Here is a 21,759-nt window from a genome sequence, read left to right on the forward strand (position 1 = left end):
TCTCATACCTTCAGGACCGCGCCCCGGGCTACTGGTCGGGCTCGCCCGCGATGAGGCCGCGGAGCCAGTCGCGCGCCTCGACGAAGACCTCGTCGGAGTAGCGGTCGCTGTACTGCACGATCGCGCGGTCGGCGCGCGGGTACGAGCCGAGGAACACCACGTTCGGGCTGAAGCGGCGCAGGCCCATCAGGGCGTCCGCCATGCGCTCGTCCAGGATGTGGCCGTCCGCGTCGATCACGAAGCGGTAGCGCCCCAGGGCGTCGCCGATCGGGCGCGACTGGATGAGGCTCAGGTTGATGCCGCGCGTCGAGAACTGCTCGAGCATCTCGAGCAGGGTGCCCGCGCGGTCCTCGGGCAGCTCGACGATCACGCTGGTCTTGTCGGCGCCGGTCGGCGCGGGCGGCGGGGTCGGGCCGCTGACCAGCACGAAGCGCGTCACGGCGTCGGGGTTGTCGCCGATCCCCCGCGCCAGCACCTCCACGTCGTGGTGCGCCGTGATGCCGGGCGGGGCGATGGCGGCGTCCGCGGGGCTCGAGCCGTCCAGGACGCCGACTGCGCTCGCGACGTTGCTCGAGGCGGGCACGTGCTGGTGCGTCGGCAGGTGCTCCGAGAGCCACCCGAGGCACTGGGCGTACGCGACCGGATGCGCGCTCACGAGCTGCACGTCCTCGAGCCGCGCGCCGGGCTTGCCGACGAGCACGAACTCGACCGGGACGAGGTACTCGCCGACGATCCGCAGGTTCGGGATGCGCGCGAGCGCATCCTGCGCGGTCGAGACGCCGCCGTCGATCGAGTTCTCGATCGCGATCATGGCGGCGTCGCTGCGGCCCGCCGCGACGTCGGCGAGCGCCTCGCCGACGTTGTGCACGGAGTGCCAGATCTGGCCGCGCGCCTCGGGCACCTGGTCGAGCGCCGCCTCCGTGAAGGTGCCGGCGGGGCCCAGGTAGCTGTACGTGCGACGAGGAGCGGCATCCGACGGCATGGCCCTCAGCCTAGCCATCGAACACCGATGGGCGCGGCCGGGTGACGCGTGCGAGGATGGGCGCCATGACGAGCCGAGCCGGACTCCCTGCCGAAGCCTCCGACCTCATCGACGTCGATGAGCTGATCAGCGCCTACTACGACCGCGTCCCCGATCCGTCGCAGCCCTCGCAGCGTGTGGCGTTCGGCACGAGCGGCCATCGTGGCTCGAGCCTCAGCACGAGCTTCAACGAGCAGCACATCCTCGCCACGACCCAGGCGATCGTCGACTACCGCGCCGAGCAGGGCATCCAGGGCCCGCTCTTCCTCGGCCGCGACACCCACGCGCTGTCGCTGCCGGCCGAGCGCAGCGCGATCGAGGTGCTGGTCGCGAACGCGGTGGACGTGCGCATCGACTCCCGCGACTCGTGGGTGCCGACGCCCGCGCTGAGCCTCGCCATCCTGACCTTCAACCGCGACCTCGCGGACGCCGACCCCGGCCGAGCCGACGGCATCGTCGTGACCCCGAGCCACAACCCGCCGGCCGACGGCGGCTTCAAGTACAACCCGCCGCACGGCGGCCCGGCGGACACCGACGCCACGAGCTGGATCGCCGCGCGCGCCAACCAGCTGATCGAGGCGGGCCTCGAGGGCGTCAAGCGGGTCCGCTTCGCCGACATCGACGCCGGCGCCCTGGGCACTTACGACTTCCGCGACGCGTACGTGCGCGACCTCGCCTCGATCATCGACATCGACGCTATCCGCGAGGCGGGCGTGCGCATCGGCGCCGACCCGCTCGGCGGCGCGTCGGTCGAGTACTGGGCGCTGATCGCGGAGCACTACGGGCTCGACCTGACCGTCGTGAACCCGGATGTCGACCCGACCTGGCGGTTCATGACGCTGGACTGGGACGAGAAGATCCGGATGGATCCGTCGTCGCCGTCCGCGATGGCGTCGCTCGTCGCCAAGCGCAGCGAGTACGACATCCTGACCGGCAACGACGCCGACGCCGACCGGCACGGCATCGTCACGCCCGACGCGGGCCTGATGAACCCGAACCACTACCTGGCGGTCGCGATCGACTACCTGTTCTCGCACCGTCCGGGCTGGTCGTCCGACGCCGCGGTCGGCAAGACGCTCGTGTCGTCGATGATGATCGACAAGGTCGCCGCGTCGCTCGGCCGCACGCTGCTCGAGGTGCCGGTCGGCTTCAAGTGGTTCGTGCCCGGCCTGATCGACGGCTCGGTCGCGTTCGGCGGCGAGGAGTCGGCGGGCGCGTCCTTCCTGCGCAAGGACGGCACGGTCTGGACGACCGACAAGGACGGCATCCTGCTGTGCCTGCTCGCGGCGGAGATCCTGGCCGTGACGGGCAAGACGCCCTCGCAGCGCTACGCCGAGCTCGAGGCCGAGTTCGGGGCGTCGGCCTACCAGCGCGTGGACGCCGCCGCGACGCCCGAGCAGAAGGCCGCGCTCGGCAAGCTCGGCCCCGAGGCCGTGACCGCCACGACGCTCGCGGGCGAGGAGATCGTCGCCAAGCTCACCGAGGCACCGGGCAACGGCGCGGCGATCGGCGGGCTCAAGGTGCAGACAGCAAGCGCATGGTTCGCCGCGCGCCCGTCGGGCACCGAGGACGTCTACAAGCTCTACGCCGAGTCGCTGCGCGGCGAGGAGCACCTCCGCGCCGTGCAGGACGAGGCCCGCGCCGTGGTCACCGCCGCCCTCGGCGGCTGACCCGGCGTCCGTCCCGGCCTGCGGCATGGCCGCGGGCCGGGACCGGAAGATGTCACCTCGCGTTCACCTTGGCGTCGCCTGCGCCTCAACCGCTCGGGCCACGGTGGGTGGCATGAGTGCACTGATCCCCCAGACGCCCGACGCCGGTGCCCGCCGGCCCCTGCTCAACCTCCTGATGACCGGCCGCACGCACGGCAAGCGCAGTGCGGTCACCTGTCACCTGAAGTGCGACAACGCGTGCTTCCACGCCGCGCCCAACACCTCGGAGAACGGCTACTTCCGCGACATCGCGAGCGCCGCGCTCAGCCGTCGCGCCGTGCTCGCCGGCGGCGCCGCCGCCGCCTCGGCGATCGTGATCGCCGCCGCGACCACCGGAGGCGACCGCGCCGCGGCCGCGACCGCGCAGATGGTCGGCCCGAACGACGGCCGCGCCTTCGGCTTCACGCCGATCGCGCCCGTGTCGGCCGACGTGGACGCCGTCAGCGTGCCCGAGGGGTTCCGCTGGGACCCGATCATCCGCTGGGGTGAGCCGCTGTTCGACGAGGCCGACGCGTTCGACCCCTTCAACCAGACCGCCGAGAAGCAGGCGCGTCAGTTCGGCTACAACGCCGACTACCTCGACATCATCCACGACCGCGGCGGCCGCACCGCGGTGCTCGTGAACAACCACGAGTACGTCAACCCGGGCATCATGTTCCCGCCGGCCGCATCCGAGGAGGAGCGCCACGAGCAGCTCCGCGTCTCGAAGGCCGCGCACGGCCTGTCGGTCGTCGACCTGGAGCGCAACCGCCCGGGCGACCGGTGGAGCTATGTCGTGGGCGGCGCCCGCAACCGCCGCATCACGGCCGACACCCCCTTCGCCGTCGACGGCCCCGCCGCCGGTTCCGACCTGCTGAAGACGGTCGACGACCCCGAGGGCCGCACCATCCTCGGCACGTTCGGCAACTGCGCCGGCGGCACGACCCCGTGGGGCACCGTCGTCTCCGGCGAGGAGAACTTCAACGGCTACTTCGTCGCGCCGGGCGTCTCGGCCGCGCAGAAGCGCTACGGGCTGCGCAGCACGCCCTCGACCTACGGCTGGGAGGCGATCGACCCCCGCTTCGACGCCACCAAGGAGGGCTACCTGAACGAGCCCAACCGCTTCGGCTGGATCGTCGAGATCGACCCGCAGAACCCGGATGAGCCTCCGGTGAAACACACCGCCCTGGGCCGCTTCAAGCACGAGGGCGCCAACGTCACGATCAGCGCGTCGGGCCACGCGGTCGCCTACATGGGCGACGACGAGCGCTTCGACTACCTCTACAAGTTCGTGTCGTCGCAGAAGTTCCAGCCCGGATCGAGCGCCGAGGCCCGCGCGCACAACAAGACGCTGCTGTCGTCGGGCTCGCTGTACGTGGCCAAGTTCACGGGCGACTCCCCGGTCTCCGAGATCACGGGCACGGGTGCCCTGCCCTCGGACGGCGAGTTCGACGGCACCGGCAAGTGGGTGCCGCTGATGCTGAACGACGAGAGCGCCGTCCCCGGCTTCACGGTCGAGGAGGTCCTGGTGAACGCGCGCCTCGCGGCCGACGCCGTAGGCGCCACCAAGATGGACCGCGCAGAGGACGTCGAGCCGAACCCCAAGACCGGCCGCGTCTACGTCGCCTGCACGAACAACACCGACCGCGGCAAGGTGGGCAAGGAGGGCGCGACCGAGCCCAACCCGCGCAACTCGAACCGCGACGGCCACGTCATCGAGATCACCGAGGCGGGCGAGGACGACTCCGCCACCGAGTTCGGCTGGAGCATCCTTCTGCTCTGCGGCGACCCGGCGAAGAACTCGTACACGTACTTCGCGGGCTTCCCGGCCGACAAGGTCTCGCCGATCTCGTGCCCCGACAATGTGGCGTTCGACTCGGCCGGCAACCTGTGGATCTCGACCGACGGCGCGCCGGGGACGATCGGCTACAACGACGGTCTGTTCCGCGTGCCGCTGCGCGGCGCCGAGCGCGGCCACGTGCAGCAGTTCCTCGCCGTCCCGCGGGACGCCGAGACCTGCGGCCCGGTCATCCACGACGTCGAGGGCAGCGTGTTCATCGCGGTGCAGCACCCGGGCGAGGACGGCACGTGGGGCGCGCAGCGCTCGCTGTTCCCCGACTACGTCGCCGAGGGGTCCTTCGCCGACGGCAAGTGGGGCGGGCCCCGCCCGTCGGTCCTGCAGATCACGCGCGCCTGAGACCGGCGCATCACGGCACGAGGCCGCGCGGGGCGATCCCCGCGCGGCCTCGTCGCGTGTCCGGGCCGGGTCGCTCAGCGCACCCGCACCCTCGCGTCCGCCGGATCGAGCTCCAGCCAGCGCCAGCCGTAGGGCTCGAGCTCGAGCGCGATGGGCGCCGAGGCGTCGATCCGCTCCTCGGGGACGCGGTCGGTCATCCACGCCTCATCCGACGACTCGGGCGCGACCGTCACACGCACGGTCGTGCCGTCGCGCGAGAGGTTGTGCAGCGCGAGCATGGCCCATCCCTCGCCGCGGCAGACGTGCGCGAGCACCTGCGGCGGCGCCCCCTTGAGCACCTCGAGCTCGGACCACGCCTGCGACGGCGCGTCACGGTACATCCGGGTGAGCCTCTGGATGTGCCGCCACAGCGAGCCCTGGTCCGAGCGCTGATCCTCGACGTTGGCGCCCTCGGGCCCGTACGGCTCGGTCGCCATCCGCCGCACCTGGCGGCGGGGCGGAGCTGTGGTGAAGCCGCCGTCGCGCGTCCACTGCATCGGCGTGCGCACGGCGATCCGGCCGTCGATCTCGAGGTTGTCGCCCATGCCGATCTCCTCGCCGTAGAACAGCACCGGGGCGCCGGGCAGCGAGAAGATCAGCGAGTAGACCATCCGGACGGCCCGTTCGTCCTCCAGCATCGAGGGCAGCCGGCGTCGGATGCCGCGCCCGTACACGCGCATGGCCTCGTCGGGCGCGTAGGCCGCGAAGACCTCGTCGCGCTCCTCATCCGACAGCTGATCCAGCGTCAGCTCGTCGTGGTTGCGCGCGAAGTGGGCCCACTGCTGGGCGACGTCGACCGCCGGGCGGCTGCGCAGGGACTCGGCGAGCGGGGTCGCGTCCCCGCGCGCCAGCGCGAGGTAGAGCCGCTGCATGGTGGGGAAGTCGAACTGCAGCTGAAGGCCGTCCCGGGCCTGCCCGAACCACGGCATCTGCTGCTCGTACGGCAGGTTCACCTCGCCGAGCAGAAATGCCTCGGCGCTGCGTCGCGAGACGAATCCCCGGATGCGCGCGAGGTGGTCCATGCCGTCGTACTCGTCCGCGGCCGTGCCGTCGCCGCCCGTGCCGCCCGCGTTCGAGCCGTGCGCGCCGGTGTCGGTCACGGCGCTGCTGAACATGAACGGCACGGCGTCGATGCGGAACCCCGAGATGCCGATCTCGAGCCACAGCCCCAGGTTCTTGTCGATCTCGCGCCGCACCTCCGGGAGCGCGACGTTGAGGTCCGGCTGCGTGTGGAAGAAGTGGTGCAGGAAGTACTGTCCCGCCTTCTCGTCGTGCGTCCACGTGCTGTCCTCGTCGCCCGGGAACACCGGCGGATCCGGATTCTCGGGCGGCTCGTCCCGCCACACGTACCAGTGCCGCTTCGGGTCGTCGGGCGAGCGCCGCGCGTGCCGGAACCAGGGGTGCTGGTCGGACGTGTGGTTCATGACGAAGTCGATGATGATCCGGATGCCGTGCGAGCGCGCCACCCGGACGAGCTCCACGAGGTCGCCCAGCGTGCCGAGGCGCGGGTCGACCGCGAAGAAGTCCGTGATGTCGTAGCCGTCGTCGCGGTGCGCGGTCGGGAAGAACGGCATCAGCCACAGGCACGTGACGCCCAGGTCGGCCAGGTACGGCACGCGGGAGATCAGGCCCGGGATGTCGCCGACGCCGTCTCCGTCGGAGTCCTGGAACGTCTCGATGTCCAGGCAGTAGTAGACCGCGTGCCGCCACCACAGGTCGGCCGCGTCGATGGGGACGGGCTTGGTCACGACAGGCTCCTCAGCTCGGGCAGGACGCGCTCGCCGAACCTGTCGATGAACGCCTCCTGCGCGTCCGCGTCGGCGCCCACCTGGTGCAGCATCACGGCGTCGAAGCCCGCGTCGGCGAGCTCGGCGATCCGGTCGCGGTGCACGGACGGGTCGCTCGAGATCAGCACGGCCGCGCGGAGCTGATCGTCGGTCACGGATGCCGCGCGCTGATCGAACTCCTCGGGGGTCGGCAGATCCCAGGCGTCCGGGGGCGTGATGGCGCCGTTCGGCCAGTCGCGGCGGGCCATCGCGAGCGCCGCGTCGTCATCCGGCGCCCAGGCGAGATGCACCTGCAGGCGGGCAGGACCCCGTCCCCCGGCCTCGCGGTACGCCTCGACGACCTCGCGCAGCGCGCGCGGGTCGCATCCGACCGTGATCAGGCCGTCGGCCCATTCCGCGTGCGCGGCCGCCGACTCCGGCGACACCGCGGCGGCGACGAGCGCCGGCGGCTCGGCCGGGCGCGACCACACGCGGGCCCGGTCGACCTGCACCTCGCCGTGGTGCGTGACCTCCTCGCCCGCGAGCAGCGCGCGGATGATGCCCACGCACTCGCGCAGCCGCCGCTCCCGCGTGGCCTTGTCGGGCCACGGGTCGCCCGTGACGTGCTCGTTGAGCGCCTCGCCCGATCCCAGCGCCGCCCAGAAGCGGCCCGGGAACATCTCCCCCAGGGTCGCGATGGCCTGCGCGGTCGTCACGGGATGCGTGCGCTGCCCCGGGGCCGTCACCACGCCGAACGGCAGCTCCGTCGAGGCGAGCGCGGCGCCCAGCCACGAGAACGCGTAGCCGCTCTCGCCCTGCGCCACGCCCCACGGGGTCAGGTGGTCGGAGCACATCGCCGCGCCGAACCCGGCGTCCTGCGCGCGGACCACGTGGCGCAGGAGGCGGGAGGGGGCGATCTGCTCGTGCGAGCAGTGATAGCCGTAGTCGGTCATCCCCCCATGCGATCCCAGCCATCGGGATGCGGCAAGGGGGTTGCGGGCCGGGCGGTGGATGCGCTCCGCGGCCGGTCAGGCCGTGCGGGGCCCGTTCTTCGGGCGGGCCCAGCGGGCGGGGAGGCCGGGGCCGTCCCAGACCTTGATGATCCCCCACGCGACCGCCGTGAGCGGCACGGCGAGGACCGCGCCGATGATGCCGCTCAGGACCGTGCCGATCGTCAGCGCGATCAGGATGACCAGCTCGTGCAGCTTGAGGGCCCGGCCCATCAGCACGGGCTGCAGGAAGTTGCCCTCGAGCTGGTTGACGACGATCACGATGCCGACCACGATCAGCGCGGCGACCAGGCCGTTGGCGACGAGCGCCACCAGCGCCGCGATGATGCCGGCGAGCACCGCGCCCACGATCGGGATGAACGCCAGCACGAACACGAGCACCGCCAGGGCCGGCCACAGCGGCACCTGCAGGATCGCCAGGCCGATGCCGATGCCGACGGCGTCGACGGCCGCGACGGTCGCCGTCCCGCGCACGTACGCGCCGAGGGTGTCGACCGTGACGCGGCCGGCGCGCTTGGCCCGGTCGTGCCACTCACCCGTGAACGGCCGGCGCAGGAACTCCCAGATCTCCGGGCCGTCCTTCAGCAGGAAGAACAGCACGACCACCATCAGCACGAGCCCGGTGACGAAGTCGGCCACGGCGCCGACCCCGGCGAGCGCGCCGCTGCCGAACTGCGCGCTGGTCACGAACGCCGTCAGCTGATCCAGCCACTCCTGGATCTGCTGCTGGTCGATGTCGAACGGCAGCGTGCCGGCCCACGCGAGCACCTGGTCGATGCCGCGACGGGCCTGGTCGTAGAGCTCGCGCCACTGGTTGCTCACGGCGCTGACGATGATCCACCCCACCGCGCCGAGCGCGAGCAGGATCGCGAGCAGCACCAGGAGCGTGGCAGGCATCGAGCCGATCCCGCGCCGGCGCAGCGCCGCCATGAGGGGCTCGAACGCGCTCGCGAGGATGAGCGCGAGCAGCACCGGGATCACCACCAGGGTCAGCGACCTCAGCCCCCAGATGATGCCCGCGGCGAGCAGCACCACGGCGATGATCTGGAGGGAGCGCGTCGCGAGCGTGCCGAGGCCGTCGGTCCACAGCCGCCGCACCGCGGGCACCGGCGGGGCGTCGGGCCGGGTGTTCTGCATCTTCACGGGCTTGCGGCGTCCCCACGTCATGTCGTCGTCCCCTCGTCGGCGGCAGGTGCTCCCATACTGACCGGATGCGGGCGATGCCGCCTAGTGGTTGACGGGCGCGCCGTGCGTCCGGACGGATCCGCGCGGGTCAGCGGGGAGCGAAGGCCGCGTCGAACAGGCGGCGGGCGCGGCGGGCGACCGCGGCGCGGTCGGGCTCCGGCGTGGCGGCGAGCTCGTGCGCGATCATGCTGACGGCGATGCCGACGTCGGCCGCCTCGACGTGAGCGCCGATCCGGCCGGCCTCGCGATCGCGTTCGATGAGCACGGCCACGACGGCCTCGAATCGCGCGGCGAGCTCGCCCGTGCGCGCATCGGCCTCGGGGCCGAGGAGCAGTTGGATGAGCGCCGTGGAGGCGGTGGCCTGCTCGACGATGCGGTCGAGCAGGCCGGCGATCGTGCCGTCGTCGCGCAGCGCCTCGAGCGCCGCGATGTTCTCCTCGAACACGGCCACCGCCAGGGAGACGCGATCGGGGAAGTGCCGGTACAGCGTGCCCTGACCGACCCCGGCGCGCTTGGCGATCGCGGTGAACGGCGCGGACGGGCCCTCGGCCGCGAAGATCTCGCGCGCGGCCGCGATCAGGGCACGGCGGTTGCCGGCAGCGGCCGCCGGGCCACGGTTGGGCCGCCGCGGGGGCGTCTCGGGAGCAGTCATCGGGTGTAGCCTAGCTACCGGACAACAGCGTCCGGTAGGCGGGCGCGCTGGTCCACGAGAGCGGACGTGATCGTGAGCGATGCTGCAGCCGCCCAGGGACCGCAGGTCCAGAGCTGGGACGAGAGGATCACCGAGGGCCGCTTCGCCGGCAGGACGGTCAGGCGCATCCGCCTGCCGTTCCGGCGCCTTCGCGCCCTCATGCCACGGGATATGGGCCGAAACGCACCGGAACGACCGGGTCAGGACGGGTCGGGCTGCTCCGGGAGGCCGCCCGCCTTCGAGGCGATCGCGTCGCCCGAGGGGGTCTCGCCCGCGGCGGCCTCGCTCTCCTCCGGCGCGGGGGCGGCCTCCTCGTACTGCGCCGACAGCTCGCGGTACTGCGGCGTGAGGAACGCGAGCACCGCGATCAGCGTGCAGATGAGGCCGGCGACGAGGAAGATCAGCGCGATGCCGCGGTTCACGCCCTCGCCGAGGAGCCACGACCACTGCGCCTCGCCCTCCTCGCGCATGTACGGGATGACCCACACCTGTGCGATCGGCGCGATCAGCAGCGAGGTGATCGGCGCGGCCGCGGCCTCGAACGTCATCGCGAAGCCGAACACGCGGCCCTGCTTCTCGTAGGGGACCACGCGCTGGATGACCGTCTGCTCGGCCGCCTCGACCGCGGGGATGAACGCCATGTAGACCCAGCAGCCGAGGATGAACAGCCATCCCCACTCGCGCAGCGTGAACACCGCGCCGACCAGGCCGATGAAGGCCGCGATCAGCAGCATCGTCCGCATGGGCCGCTTGCCGAGGCCCGTCGCCGCGATCACCGCGCCGCCCGCGATGAAGCCGGTCGAGGCCACGGCGAACCAGATGCCCCAGCCCTGCACCTCGAACAGGTCGATGCCGTACGGGTCCATCAGCGCCATGTACACGCCGCCGACCAGGTTGTTGATGGTCGAGAACAGCACGAGGGCGAGCAGGCCCCGCGCCGCCAGCACCGCCTGCCAGCCGCCGCGGATGTCGACCCACTTCGTCGTCCCCTCGACGTGCACGATCTCGCGCTCGGGGATGCGCAGCGCCGCCAGGTGCAGCATCGCGAGCAGCATGGCGGCGAGGCCGATCACGAGCGTCCACCCCATGCCGAGGTAGCCGACCGACAGGCCGCTCAGGACGCTCGTCACGAGCATCGAGACGCCCTGCACGGTGCCGACCATGCCGTTGGCGTTCGCGTGCCGCTCGTCCGGGACGAGCAGGGTGACCGTGGTCGACAGCGCGATGCTGCGGAGCTGCTCGACGACCGCGCCCGCGAGCATCACGACCGCGAAGATCCAGAACCAGGGCGTGGTCAGGTCGACGATGGCGGCCTCGCCCACCCAGAAGAACAGCGCGGTGTCGAGGCAGAACACGACGAACGCCGCCACGGTCGCCCACAGCATCACGGGCTTCTTGCGGAACCGGTCGACCATGGTGCCGAAGAACATGCTGAACACCGAGATGAACAGCATGTAGGCGCCGCCGATCACGCCGGTGGCGATCACGTTGCGCGTCTCGGCGTAGATCCAGAACGTCAGCCCGAACCACAGGAAGCTCGTCGTGATGTTCGCGACGGCTGTGTTGACGAGGACATGCAGGAAGGTGCGCATCCCGTTCTCGGGGGGCGCGATGGAGGCATCCGTGGCCATGTCCCCCACGCTAGGACCGGCCACCGACATCCGGAAGACCGGTCAGCGCGGCCGGTCTTCCGAGCCGGTCAGCCGAGCGCGGGGATCACCTTCTGCTCGAACAGCTCGACGCCGGAGCGGTCGTACGCCGACTCGGGGAAGTAGTGGATCGCGTAGCCCATACCCGCGTCCCGCATGCCGGCGAGCTTCTCGGTGACCTGCTCGACCGTTCCGACCAGGCTCTCGCCCGCCGAGTAGTTGTGCATGAACCGCTCGATGCCGTCGCCGAGGTACGGCTCGACCCGCGCCCGGATGGCCGCGAGGCGGTCCTTCACGTCGGCCTCGGTCTCGCCGATCACGGTGTTGAAGTTGGCCGAGCGCGTGATCTCCGCGAAGTCGCGCCCGAGGCGGTCGGTGTGCCCGCGCAGGATCTCGCTCTTCTGGCGGAACACCTCGACGCCGCCGTTGAAGTTCGTGTAGCTCGCGTACTTGGCCGCGATCTTCAGCGTCACCTTCTCGCCGCCGCCGGCGATCCACATCGGGATCCCGCCCTCCTGCAGCGGCAGCGGCCGGACGATCGCGCCGTCGACCTGGTAATACGTCCCGTCGAGGGTGGCCGAGCCGGTCTCCCAGGCCTGCTTCATGATCTCGACGCCCTCGCCGAGCATCCTGAGGCGGTCCGGGATCTCGGGGAAGCCGTAGCCGTACGCGCGCCACTCGTGCTCGTACCAGCCGCCGCCGATGCCCATCTCGACGCGGCCGGCCGAGACGTGGTCGACCGTCGCGGCGACCTTCGCGAGGTACGCGGGGTTGCGGTAGCCCATGCACGTGCACATCTGCCCGAGGCGGATGCGCGACGTCGACGCCGCGAAAGCCGACATGAGCGTCCAGGCCTCGTGCGTGGCCTCGTCGCTCGGCACCGGCGTGGTGTGGAAGTGGTCGTAGACCCACAGCGACTCCCACGGACCCGCATCGGCGGTCAGCGCGAGCGACTGCATCGTGCTCCAGTGCGCGGCGGGGTCGATGTCGACCAGGTCGAAGCGCCAGCCCTGCGGGATGAAGATTCCGAATCGCATACCTCTCACCCTAGGGATGCAGGAGCGCGTGGGGAATCCTTTCCCGGATGATCCGGATGGCCTCGGGGCTCTCGTCGACCAGGACCGCGTCGCGGCCGAGCGCCGACGCGACCGCTCCGGTCGTGCCGCTGCCCGCGAACAGGTCCAGCACGCGGTCGCGGGGGCGCGACGACGCCTGCACGATGCGCCGCAGGATCCCCTCGGGCTTCTGAGTGGGGTAGCCCGTGCGCTCGCGCCCGCTCGTCGTGACGATCGTGTGCCACCACACGTCGGTGGGCAGCTTGCCGCGCGCGGCCTTCTCGGCCGTGACCAGGCCCGGTGCCATGTACGGCTCACGGTCGACCGCATCGGAATCGAACCAGTAGCGATCCGGATCCTTCACGTAGACCAGGATCGTGTCGTGCTTCGTGGGCCAGCGGCTGCGCGACTTGGCGCCGTAGTCGTACGCCCAGATCAGCTCGTTGAGGAAGCACTCGCGCCCGAACACCGCGTCGAGCATCACCTTGGCGTAGTGCGCCTCGCGATAGTCCAGGTGCAGGTAGAGCGTGCCGTCGTCGGCCAGCAGCCGCCACGCCTCGAGCACCCGCGGCTCGAGGAACGCCCAGTAGTCGTCGAACCGGTCGTCGTACGTGCGCAGCGCGCCCCGGATGCGCTCGTATCCGCCGCCGCGGTAGCCCGCCCAGACCCGGACGGGTCCGACAGAACGCAGGACTTCTGAGGCCGGATCGGCGTGTCGTGGCTCCGACACGCCGTCGGCGGCGCTGAGGTCCTGCGTTGTGTCCGAACGCCGGGCGGTCTGCGTGCGGTGCTCGCGGGCGCGGCCCGTGTTGAACGGCGGGTCGAGGTAGATCAGCGTGAACGCGCCGTCGGGCAGGGTGCGGGCGACCTCGAGGTTGTCGCCGTGGTGGACGGTGACGGATCCGCGAGTCACGGATCCCTGGCTCAAGGGACCCTCGCTCAAGGAACCCGGTGCAGCCACGCGTCGGTCGCGAACTTGGAGGCGACCAGGGCCTCGGCCTCGGCGTACTCGTCGGGGGCGATCGATCCCATCGTCGCGCCCGTGAAGCCCTGGAAGGTCCTGATCAGGCTGTCGATGATCTCGCGGCGGCTCATGCCGGTCTGGCTGCGGAGCGGGTCGACCCGCTTGGCGGCCGAGGCGGTGCCCTTGTCGCTGAGCTTCTCGCGGCCGATGCGCAGCACCTCGGTCATGACCTGGCCGTCGATGTCGTAGCTCAGCGTGGCGTGGTGCAGCACGCCGCCGCCCGCCAGGCGCTTCTGCGCGGCGCCGCCGATCTTGCCGCTCGGGCTCGCGATGTCGTTGAGCGGCTGGTAGGTCGCGTCGATCCCGAGCGCGCGCAGCGCCTGCAGCACCCAGTCGTCGAGGAACGCGTACGAGTCGGCGAACGTCAGCCCGGCGACGAGCGACGCCGGCACGTACAGCGAGTACGTGATGATCTGGCCCGCCCCCATGAGCATCGCGCCGCCGCCCGAGATGCGGCGCACCACGTCGAAGCCGTGCCGGGCGGCGCCCTCGGGGTCGACCTCGTTCCGATACGACTGGAACGACCCGATCACGACGGCCGACTGGTCCCACTCCCAGATGCGCAGCGTCGGCTTGCGGCGCCCGTCGCCCACGCGACCGGTGAGCACCTCGTCGAGGGCCAGGTTCATGTGCGGGGAGACCGCGGGGTCGTCCACGATCTCCCATTCGAAGTCGGTCCACGCCGACGCCGTGACGAGGGCCCGGCGCACGGCGGTGCCGACCGACTCGGGCGTGAAGCCGAGCAGCTGCGCGCCCTCGGGCAGCGCCCCGCGCACGGCTTCGGCGATGGCGGCTACGTCCGCCGTCTCGGGAAGCCCGTTCACGGCCGCGTTGATGTCGAGCAGCGCGTCGTCGGGCTCGAGGAAGAAGTCGCCCGCGAGGTGGAAGTCGGCGATGCGCCCGTCCACGACCTCGAGGTCGACGACCACGAGCTTGCCCCCGGGCACCTTGTATTCGCCGTGCATGGCTCCAGCCTACGGTCGGGCCCGCGCCGCCTGGCCCGGACCCCGCCGCCTGGCTCGGGCCCGCGCCGCCCGGCTCGGGCCCCGAGACTGGTCCCGGGCGACGAGACTGGTCCTCCCGACGCCAGTCTCGCCTCCCGGGACCAGTCGAAGGCAGGGGGCCGCCGCGACCCCGGGGTCAAACCCGGCGCGTGGGCTGCGAGGCCGCGTCGTACGGGTCGGTGCCGTGCGCGCGCTCCTTGGCGTTGCTGTGCCCGTCGCCGTCGATGTCGCCGTCGCACGCGTCGCCCGCGCCGTCGCCGTCCAGGTCGGCCTGCGAGGCGTTGGGCTGGCGCTCGCAGTTGTCCGACGCGTCCGCGATGCCGTCGCCGTCGCGGTCGACGCCCGGGGCGGTGTGCACGACCGTGCGGGTCGCGGTCTGGAAGACCCCTCCGTCGCGCTCCCACACGATCCCGATCTCGTGGACGCCGACCGGGACGTGCACGTCCGCAGCGAACACGTCCGCCCGGTCGCCTCCGGTGGTGTCGACGTCGATCACCGCGACCTCGGCGCCGTCGACGGAGATGCGCACGTGCTCGTTCGCCAGCGAGGCGTCGGTGCCGGGCTCGGGCTCGCCGCCCGGATCGCCGGGCGCGGGCACGACCGTGGCCGTCAGCGTATATGCCGTCTCCGGCACGCCCACGACGAGGTACGGGTCGATCGCGATGTCGAGCGTGCCCGTGACGCCCTCGAGAAGCACGACCTCGGGCTGGGAGGAGCTCGCCGAGCGACCGGATGCCGCTCCGGTGATGAACATGTCGAGGTCGCTCGCGTCGGCCCACTCGAGCCGCACCTCGACGTCGCTCCGCTCGGGCACGGTGAGGGTGTGGTGCTGGATGGTCGCGTCCAGTTCGCCGAGCGTCGAATCGGTCACCGTGAAGGTGTTGCCGTCCGGGTGCTCCAGCACGATCGTGTCGATCAGGCTGCCGGCCTCGGTGCCGCCGGTCGCGCCGCCGTCGCCCGCCGACGCGGCCGGCTCGGTCCCCTCCGGGGCCGCGACGCCGACCTGGCCGGCGTCCGGAGCGCGGTCGTCCTGCACGACGGTCCAGGCGCGGGTCGGCGCCTTCAGCCCCGAGAGGGCGAACACGTCGTACGGCGCGGTGACGGATGCCGCGGCGAGGTAGCTGCGCGGGATCCGGAACGTGACGGTGTCACTCACGGCGTCCCACTGCGACCACTCGCTCGGGAGCGTGCGCTCCATCGAGTGGTCGTACGTGACGACGTCGCTCGAGGCGCCCGGCTCGGCGAGCCACGACTCGATCTCGCGCCCGTCGATCGCGACGCCGAACTTGGTCAGGCTCGTCGAGTCGGCCGGCCACAGCTCGGCCGCCTGGATCACCACGTCCACCGTGAGAGGCGTCACCTCGACGTCGACGCGCTCGATGTCGGTGAGGTCCGAACTGGCGTCGCCCGAGGGGTCGTCGATCGCGACCGACGTGGCGACGGGCTCGTCACCCAGCGGCAGGCGCTCGACCGTGCCCGCGACATGCACGTGGCCGTCGGCGGTCTCGTGCCCGTGCTCGGGCGAGTCGACCGTGAGCACGTTCTCGTACGAGCTCACGGGCTCGGGCGTCCAGTCCACAGGCTCCGCCGCCGGGACCAGGCCGAGGTCGGGCTGCGGGCAGTCCCACACCGATCCGGTGCTCGAGGCGTACAGGTGGTTGTCCGGGTGCTGCACCTGGAACGGGTTGCCGTCGCCCTGCTGGTCGTTGACGTGCAGGTGGTCGTGCTCGTCGACCGCCTGGTCGCCATTCACGTCGAGGTAGCGGCTCATCCGGGCCGCGAAGCCCTCGACGTTCAGCGTCGAGACGCACTTGCTCTGCCCGGCCGGGTCGGCGCTGTAGGCCATGATGTCGGTCGTGGGCACGGGGCCCCACTCGCCCTCGGCGCCGTCGCCGACGTGGCCGAGCGTGAGGCAATGGCCCGTCTCGTGCAGCACGAGGTCGAACAGCGAGAAGGTGTCCGTCGTGCCGGGCACGGGGTCGATCGCCCCGTTGACCGAGAAGCAGACGTTGCCGCCGGCGCCGCCGCAGTCCTCGACGTAGTAGCCGCCGCCGTCGCCGTGGTGGCCGTCGTAGCCCGGCATGCCCTCCCACGTGTCGAGCGAGAACGGGTTCGGGATGCTGTGGCACGGCACGCCGTTCTCGTCCATGACGCCGATCGAGTCGGTCAGGTACGTCGGGTCGATGCCGATGCCGATGCCGCCGACCGGGTTGGTGGCGATGATCACGATCTCCGGGTCGTACAGCGGGTAGGTGCTCGGCACCGCGCCGTCCGTGAGGCCGACGATGTCGGTGCTGATGGTCCACTCGACGCCGTCGCGCAGCCAGTCCAGCCCCATCTGGTCGGCGAGGTACTCGATGCCGCCCTCCCAGGCCTCGGCGGCCTGGCGCATGATGCGCAGGTCGCGCTCGGCCGTGGGCGAGGCGGGCACCAGCACCGCCACGTCGATCTTCGGGCTGTCCAGCGTGTTCAGGCCGGTCTTGCCGTGGAAGCAGATGTTGTCGGGGTTGTCGCGGCTGTAGTCCTTGATGCAGCCCGGCGGCAGGTTCCCGTCGCCGTAGTAGGGGCCGACGTAGTCCTCGGAGGGCGCCGCGGTCGCCGCGACGGGGGCGACCCAGGACGCGGCTCCGAAGGCGAGGGCGGCGAGGAGGACCAGGATGACGCGAGGCAGACGACGGCGCATAGGACGCTCTCTTCACTGAGAAGGGGCGGCGTCGCATCGGGGCGGGCCCGACGCTCGGCCAGGTGGTGAGCACGCTACTCCCGAGCGCGTGACCGGATCCGGCCAATGTCCGCTGGCGGCCAGGATTCGCTCGGAACGATCAGATCCAGCCCCGCTTCGCCGCGATCGCTCCCGCCTGGAACCGCGACTGCGCCCCGAGCTCGTCCAGCAGCTCCTTCGTGCGGCGGCGCACGGTCCTCTCGCTCAGCCCCAGGTGGTGGGCGATCGAGAGGTCGGTCATGCCCGCGACGAGCAGCCGCGCGAGCTCGCGCAGGTCGGCCTCGTCCGACTCCCGCACCGCGTCGCCGTCGCCGGGCCGGATCTCGGATGCCTGCGCCCACACGGACTCGAAGAGGGCGATCATCGAGTCCAGCAGCACCGAGCGCCGCACGATCACGACCGCCTCGGCGGCCCCCGCATCGGACTGCAGCAGCGGGAGCATCCCCCACTCCCGGTCGATGATCGCGAGCTTGAGCGGCACCGGCGCGACGCGCGCCTGCTCGCCGCCCCGCACGCCGTTCATGATCCGCCGCACCTCGACGGGGTCATCCAGCAGCCCGCGGTCGAACACGGTCCGGATCCGCACGCCGTCCGTCTGGAACCGGCGCGCCTGCTCCTCGCGGACCTCCTCGATCTCCTCCGGCGGCGTGGCGTACGGCGGACGGTCGAACACCGCGATCTCCTCGCGCGCGCTGCGCACGACCTGCCGGAACAGCTGCCGCGCCGATCCCGGCCCCGACACGACCTCGATCAGCGACGCGGCGTCGTCGCCCCGGTCGGCCGCGCGGACCCGGGCCGCGAGCTCCGTGGCGCGCGCCCGCACCTGGCGCAGCGCCGCCATCTGCTCGGCGACCAGGACGTCGATCGCGTACTCGGGCGGCGCCACGACGTACACGGGCTCGGGCCCCGCCGCCCGGCGGACCAGGCCCCGGCTCTCCAGCGTCTCGAGCGCGATCCGCTGGGCCTCGCGCTCGCCCAGCGCCAGCACGTCGTCGAGCGCGAGCCGGCCGCGCGTCACCAGCAGCTCGTAGAGCTCGGCCTCCGCTCTGCCGAAACCGAGGGCCTCGAGCATGCGTCCTCCCGACGTCCGGCGCGCCCGCGCGACGCGCACTTCAGTGTGCCCCACACCCGAAACATCGCCGCAACCTGACTCCCCGGTACGCTCGCCCCATGGGGGACCTGTTCGACGGCTACGGATCGACGCTCGCTCCGCGCAAGACGCCTCAGGGCCTGCCCGCGTTCGACGAGATGTTCGGCCAGCCGGCCGGCTCCGGCGACACGGCGGAGGCCCGCGCGGCCTACCGCGAGCTGTACCACGCGCTCGCGCGCATGACGCAGGACGAGCTCCGCGGGCGCACCGAGTCGCTCGCCTCCAGCTACCTCGCGCAGGGCGTCACGTTCGACTTCGCGGGCGAGGAGCGGCCCTTCCCGATCGACCCGGTCCCGCGGGTGATCGCGTACGACGAGTGGGCGCGCGTCGAGGCGGGCGTGAAGCAGCGCGTCAAGGCGCTCGAGGCGTTCCTGGAGGACGCGTACGGCCGCCGCTACTGCGTGCGCGACGGGGTGCTGCCGGCAGCGCTGATCGCCTCGTCGCAGTACTTCTACCGCCAGGCCGCGGGCATCCATCCGGCGAACGGCGTGCGCATCCAGGTGGCCGGCATCGACCTGATCCGCGACGAGCACGGCGAGATGCGCGTGCTCGAGGACAACGTGCGCGTGCCCAGCGGCGTCAGCTACGTCATCTCGAACCGCCGGGTCATGGCGCAGACGCTGCCCGAGCTGTTCGTCTCGATGCAGGTGCGGCCGGTGGGCGACTACCCGAACAAGCTGCTGGCGGCGCTGAAGGCGGCCGCTCCCCCGGGCATCGACGAGCCCAACGTGGTCGTGCTGACGCCCGGCGTGTACAACTCCGCGTACTTCGAGCACACCCTGCTGGCGCGCCTGATGGGCGTCGAGCTGGTCGAGGGCCGCGACCTCGTGTGCACGGGCGGGCGCGTCTACATGCGCACCACCCGGGGCCTGCGCCGCGTGGACGTGATCTACCGCCGCGTCGACGACGACTTCCTCGACCCGCTGCAGTTCCGGGCCGACTCGATGCTCGGAGCCCCGGGGCTGCTGCTCGCCGCGCGGCTCGGCAACGTCGCGATCGCGAACGCGGTCGGCAACGGCGTCGCCGACGACAAGCTGCTGTACACGTACGTGCCCGACCTCATCCGGTACTACCTGGGCGAGGAGCCCATCCTGAAGAACGTCGACACGTGGCGCCTGGAGGATCCGGGTGCGCTCGAAGAGGTGCTCGACCGTCTCGACGAGCTGGTCGTGAAGCCGGTCGACGGCTCGGGCGGCAAGGGCCTGGTCGTCGGGCCGGACGCCTCGCCCGCCGAGCTCGAGAAGCTGCGGAAGCGCCTCATCGCGGACCCGCGCGGCTGGATCGCGCAGCCGGTCGTGATGCTGTCCACGATCCCGACCCTCGTGGAGGACGGGATGCGCCCCCGCCACGCCGACCTGCGGCCGTTCGCCGTCAACGACGGCAGCGACGTGTGGGTGCTGCCCGGCGGCCTGACCCGCGTGGCGCTGCCCGAGGGGCAGCTGGTCGTCAACTCCAGCCAGGGCGGCGGATCCAAGGACACGTGGGTCGTGGGCGGCACCGCCCCCGAGCACGTCGAGTACGGCCAGGGCACGGGGCTCGCCGGCCTCGTGGCCGACCAGGCCGCGACGGTCACGCAGGCCATCCCGATCATCTACGACCCGCAGGACGAGGTCGCGCACTCGCCGCACGACGATCCGGGATCCATGGCCCAGAGCGAACAGCAGCAGCAGGGCCGCTCCCTGCCCGGTTCCCATGTCTCACTTTCGGCCGCTGAACGCCCCTTATTCCGGCCCGAAGTGAGACATGGATCCGGGGCGGGGGAGGGATCATGCTGAGCCGCATCGCCGAGTCGCTGTTCTGGATCGGGCGGTACATCGAGCGCAGCGACGGCACGGCGCGCATCCTCGACGTGCACCTGCAGCTGCTGCTCGAGGACCCGTGGATCGACGAGGACACCGCGTGCCGGTCGCTGCTCGCCGTGATGGGGGCCATCGCCCCCGGCGAGGTCGACCAGGTGCGCCGCGAGCACGTGCTCGAGTACCTGGCGGTGAGCCGCGGCACGCCGTCGAGCATCGCGTACTCGCTCACCGCCGCGCGCGAGAACGCCCGCCGCGCGCGCGAGATCGTCTCGACCGAGCTGTGGGAGTGCCTCAACACCACCCGGGCCCGGATGCCGCGCCGCCTGCAGTCCGAGAAGGCGCACGAGTTCTTCCAGTGGGTGCGCGAGCGCGCCGCGCTGGCCGTCGGGATCGCGGACTCGTCCACGAGCCGCGACGAGTCGTGGCAGTTCTTCACGCTGGGCCGCAGCATCGAGCGGGCCGACATGACCGCCCGCCTGCTCGCCACGCGCTCGCTGACGCAGGCGTCCGGGCCGTCGTGGACGACCATCCTGCGCTCGTGCGGCGCGTACGAGCCGTACCTGCGCACCTACCGCGGCATGCCGAGCGCCAAGAACGCGGCCGAGTTCCTGCTGCTCGACCGCCTGTTCCCGCGGTCGATCATCTTCTCGATCTCGCAGGCCGAGCAGTGCATGCAGGCGATCGACCCGACGGCCGACCGCGTGGGCCACTCGAACACGGTGCTGCGGGCGCTGGGCCGCATCCGGAACGACCTCGAGTACCGCCCGATCGGAGAGATCCTCAGCGAGCTGCCCGAGCACATGGATCGCGTGCAGCACGTCACGCGCGAGGCGTCGGACGCCATCCGGCAGCGGTTCTTCCCGACGCAGGTCGAGCCGACGTGGATCGGGGAGGTGTCCTGACGTGAAGAGGCTCCGGATCGAGCACGAGACCGGCTTCCGCTACGCCGGCAAGGTCGCGGCGTCGTACAACGAGGCGCGGATGCTGCCGGGCACGACGGACAGCCAGTTCGTGCTGTCGTCGGGTCTGGACATCCACCCCACGGCCGCCGTCAACTCCTACGTCGACTACTTCGGCACGCGGGTGACGTCGTTCGACGTGCTCTCGCCCCACGACGAGCTGCGGATCGTGTCGCGCAGCCTGGTCGAGGTGCGCCCGCGCCCGATCGAGCACGCCGACACCACGTGGGAGCGGCTGGCGCGCGACGCCGAGCGCTCGATCGACACCGTCGAGATGCTGGTGCAGACCGCGCGGACGCAGCCGCATCCCGAGGTCGCGGAGATCGCCCGGCGCATCGCCGACGCGCACGACAACCCGAGCGAGGCGGCGCACGCCATCGCGACCGCGATCGGCGAGGCCGTCGAGTACATGCCCGGCGTCACCGAGGTGCACTCGACCGGCGCCGAGGCGTGGGAGGCCCGCAAGGGCGTGTGCCAGGACATCACGCACATCGCGCTCGGGGCGCTGCGGTCTGTGGGCATCCCCGCGCGCTACGTGTCGGGCTACCTGCACCCGCGGCCGAGCGCCGAGGTCGGGGAGGCCGTGAAGGGCGAGTCCCACGCGTGGATCGAGTGGTGGGCCGGCGACTGGCAGGCGTACGACCCGACGAACGGCATCGAGATCGGCGACCGCCACGTGCTGGTGGGCCGCGGCCGCGACTACAACGACGTTCCGCCGCTGCGCGGCGTCTACGCCGGCCCGCACAAGAGCGAGCTCTACGTCACGGTGACCATCACCCGCGAGGCGTGAGGTGGGAAGC

Annotated in this window: 16 protein-coding genes; 5 read left to right on the forward strand and 11 right to left on the reverse strand. The window is 71.8% G+C overall.

Annotation, left to right across the window (positions count from 1 at the left end; all coding sequences use genetic code 11):
• Nucleotides 1-28 precede the first annotated feature (28 nt).
• The gene (gene pheA, locus B5M43_RS12435; protein ID WP_134746123.1) at nt 29-982 is read right to left on the reverse strand and encodes a prephenate dehydratase; all 954 of its coding nucleotides are present in this window, start codon (nt 980-982) and stop codon (nt 29-31) included.
• Nucleotides 983-1,047: 65 nt separating this feature from the next.
• Here pheA and pgm point away from each other — a divergent pair, with 65 nt between their 5' ends.
• Both pgm and B5M43_RS12445 read left to right on the forward strand, forming a co-directional pair.
• Nucleotides 1,048-2,691 carry a phosphoglucomutase (alpha-D-glucose-1,6-bisphosphate-dependent) gene (gene pgm, locus B5M43_RS12440; RefSeq protein WP_134746122.1) on the forward strand — a complete coding sequence of 548 codons (1,644 nt, stop codon included), beginning with the start codon at nt 1,048-1,050 and terminating at the stop codon, nt 2,689-2,691.
• Nucleotides 2,692-2,803: 112 nt separating this feature from the next.
• Nucleotides 2,804-4,906 carry a PhoX family phosphatase gene (locus B5M43_RS12445; RefSeq protein WP_134746121.1) on the forward strand — a complete coding sequence of 701 codons (2,103 nt, stop codon included), beginning with the start codon at nt 2,804-2,806 and terminating at the stop codon, nt 4,904-4,906.
• A 74-nt stretch (nt 4,907-4,980) separates the two neighbouring features.
• Here B5M43_RS12445 and B5M43_RS12450 read toward each other — a convergent pair whose 3' ends face one another.
• The 10 genes from B5M43_RS12450 to B5M43_RS12495 form a co-directional block, all read right to left on the reverse strand.
• Complete coding sequence (locus B5M43_RS12450; protein ID WP_205829505.1) at nt 4,981-6,693, reverse strand: alpha-amylase family glycosyl hydrolase; 1,713 nt, start codon at nt 6,691-6,693, stop codon at nt 4,981-4,983.
• Nucleotides 6,690-7,664, reverse strand: coding sequence for a TIGR03885 family FMN-dependent LLM class oxidoreductase (locus B5M43_RS12455; protein ID WP_134746120.1), 975 nt, complete (start codon nt 7,662-7,664; stop codon nt 6,690-6,692). The genes B5M43_RS12450 and B5M43_RS12455 overlap by 4 nt, the downstream gene beginning before the upstream one ends.
• 75 nt (nt 7,665-7,739) lie before the next feature.
• Nucleotides 7,740-8,858, reverse strand: a complete 1,119-nt coding sequence (locus tag B5M43_RS12460) for an AI-2E family transporter (RefSeq protein WP_230668063.1) — start codon at nt 8,856-8,858, stop codon at nt 7,740-7,742.
• Between the two features lie 136 nt (nt 8,859-8,994).
• Nucleotides 8,995-9,558 (reverse strand): TetR/AcrR family transcriptional regulator, encoded by a 564-nt coding sequence (locus B5M43_RS12465; RefSeq protein WP_134746118.1) that lies wholly within the window; start codon nt 9,556-9,558, stop codon nt 8,995-8,997.
• Between the two features lie 239 nt (nt 9,559-9,797).
• A complete protein-coding gene (locus B5M43_RS12470; protein ID WP_230668055.1) occupies nt 9,798-11,228 on the reverse strand; it encodes an MFS transporter in 1,431 nt (476 codons plus the stop codon).
• Between the two features lie 68 nt (nt 11,229-11,296).
• Entirely contained in the window at nt 11,297-12,283 is a 987-nt protein-coding gene (locus B5M43_RS12475) for an LLM class F420-dependent oxidoreductase (protein ID WP_134746117.1), read from the reverse strand.
• A 10-nt stretch (nt 12,284-12,293) separates the two neighbouring features.
• On the reverse strand, nt 12,294-13,214 hold the full coding sequence (locus B5M43_RS12480) for a site-specific DNA-methyltransferase (RefSeq protein WP_230668057.1): 921 nt from the start codon (nt 13,212-13,214) through the stop codon (nt 12,294-12,296).
• 26 nt (nt 13,215-13,240) lie between these two features.
• Entirely contained in the window at nt 13,241-14,290 is a 1,050-nt protein-coding gene (locus B5M43_RS12485) for a biotin/lipoate A/B protein ligase family protein (protein ID WP_134746115.1), read from the reverse strand.
• A gap of 175 nt (nt 14,291-14,465) precedes the next feature.
• A complete protein-coding gene (locus B5M43_RS12490) occupies nt 14,466-17,012 on the reverse strand; it encodes a thrombospondin type 3 repeat-containing protein (RefSeq protein WP_205829504.1) in 2,547 nt (848 codons plus the stop codon).
• 139 nt (nt 17,013-17,151) lie between these two features.
• Complete coding sequence (locus B5M43_RS12495) at nt 17,152-18,123, reverse strand: helix-turn-helix domain-containing protein (RefSeq protein ID WP_134746114.1); 972 nt, start codon at nt 18,121-18,123, stop codon at nt 17,152-17,154.
• Between the two features lie 98 nt (nt 18,124-18,221).
• Between B5M43_RS12495 and B5M43_RS12500 the strand changes: the two genes are divergently transcribed.
• The 3 genes from B5M43_RS12500 to B5M43_RS12510 are packed head-to-tail and all read left to right on the forward strand — an operon-like array spanning nt 18,222 to nt 21,749.
• Nucleotides 18,222-19,976 carry a circularly permuted type 2 ATP-grasp protein gene (locus tag B5M43_RS12500; protein ID WP_134746113.1) on the forward strand — a complete coding sequence of 585 codons (1,755 nt, stop codon included), beginning with the start codon at nt 18,222-18,224 and terminating at the stop codon, nt 19,974-19,976.
• Nucleotides 19,970-20,902: an alpha-E domain-containing protein gene (locus tag B5M43_RS12505; RefSeq protein WP_134746112.1), complete on the forward strand. Its 933-nt coding sequence runs from the start codon at nt 19,970-19,972 to the stop codon at nt 20,900-20,902. The genes B5M43_RS12500 and B5M43_RS12505 overlap by 7 nt, the downstream gene beginning before the upstream one ends.
• A 1-nt stretch (nt 20,903) precedes the next feature.
• Entirely contained in the window at nt 20,904-21,749 is an 846-nt protein-coding gene (locus B5M43_RS12510; protein WP_134746111.1) for a transglutaminase family protein, read from the forward strand.
• Nucleotides 21,750-21,759 lie beyond the last annotated feature (10 nt).

This window comes from Microbacterium sp. MEC084 (genome assembly GCF_004514465.2).
In the GTDB taxonomy this organism is placed as follows: domain Bacteria; phylum Actinomycetota; class Actinomycetes; order Actinomycetales; family Microbacteriaceae; genus Microbacterium.

Bases quoted from the DNA above. Each gene is read 5' to 3' on its own strand.
- pheA (WP_134746123.1), bottom strand. From the start codon at position 982: ATGCCGTCGGATGCCGCTCCTCGTCGCACGTACAGCTACCTGGGCCCC.
- pgm (WP_134746122.1), top strand. From the start codon at position 1,048: ATGACGAGCCGAGCCGGACTCCCTGCCGAAGCCTCCGACCTCATCGAC.
- B5M43_RS12445 (WP_134746121.1), top strand. From the start codon at position 2,804: ATGAGTGCACTGATCCCCCAGACGCCCGACGCCGGTGCCCGCCGGCCC.
- B5M43_RS12455 (WP_134746120.1), bottom strand. From the start codon at position 7,664: ATGACCGACTACGGCTATCACTGCTCGCACGAGCAGATCGCCCCCTCC.
- B5M43_RS12460 (WP_230668063.1), bottom strand. From the start codon at position 8,858: ATGCAGAACACCCGGCCCGACGCCCCGCCGGTGCCCGCGGTGCGGCGG.
- B5M43_RS12465 (WP_134746118.1), bottom strand. From the start codon at position 9,558: ATGACTGCTCCCGAGACGCCCCCGCGGCGGCCCAACCGTGGCCCGGCG.
- B5M43_RS12470 (WP_230668055.1), bottom strand. From the start codon at position 11,228: ATGGCCACGGATGCCTCCATCGCGCCCCCCGAGAACGGGATGCGCACC.
- B5M43_RS12475 (WP_134746117.1), bottom strand. From the start codon at position 12,283: ATGCGATTCGGAATCTTCATCCCGCAGGGCTGGCGCTTCGACCTGGTC.
- B5M43_RS12485 (WP_134746115.1), bottom strand. From the start codon at position 14,290: ATGCACGGCGAATACAAGGTGCCCGGGGGCAAGCTCGTGGTCGTCGAC.
- B5M43_RS12490 (WP_205829504.1), bottom strand. From the start codon at position 17,012: ATGCGCCGTCGTCTGCCTCGCGTCATCCTGGTCCTCCTCGCCGCCCTC.
- B5M43_RS12495 (WP_134746114.1), bottom strand. From the start codon at position 18,123: ATGCTCGAGGCCCTCGGTTTCGGCAGAGCGGAGGCCGAGCTCTACGAG.
- B5M43_RS12500 (WP_134746113.1), top strand. From the start codon at position 18,222: ATGGGGGACCTGTTCGACGGCTACGGATCGACGCTCGCTCCGCGCAAG.
- B5M43_RS12505 (WP_134746112.1), top strand. From the start codon at position 19,970: ATGCTGAGCCGCATCGCCGAGTCGCTGTTCTGGATCGGGCGGTACATC.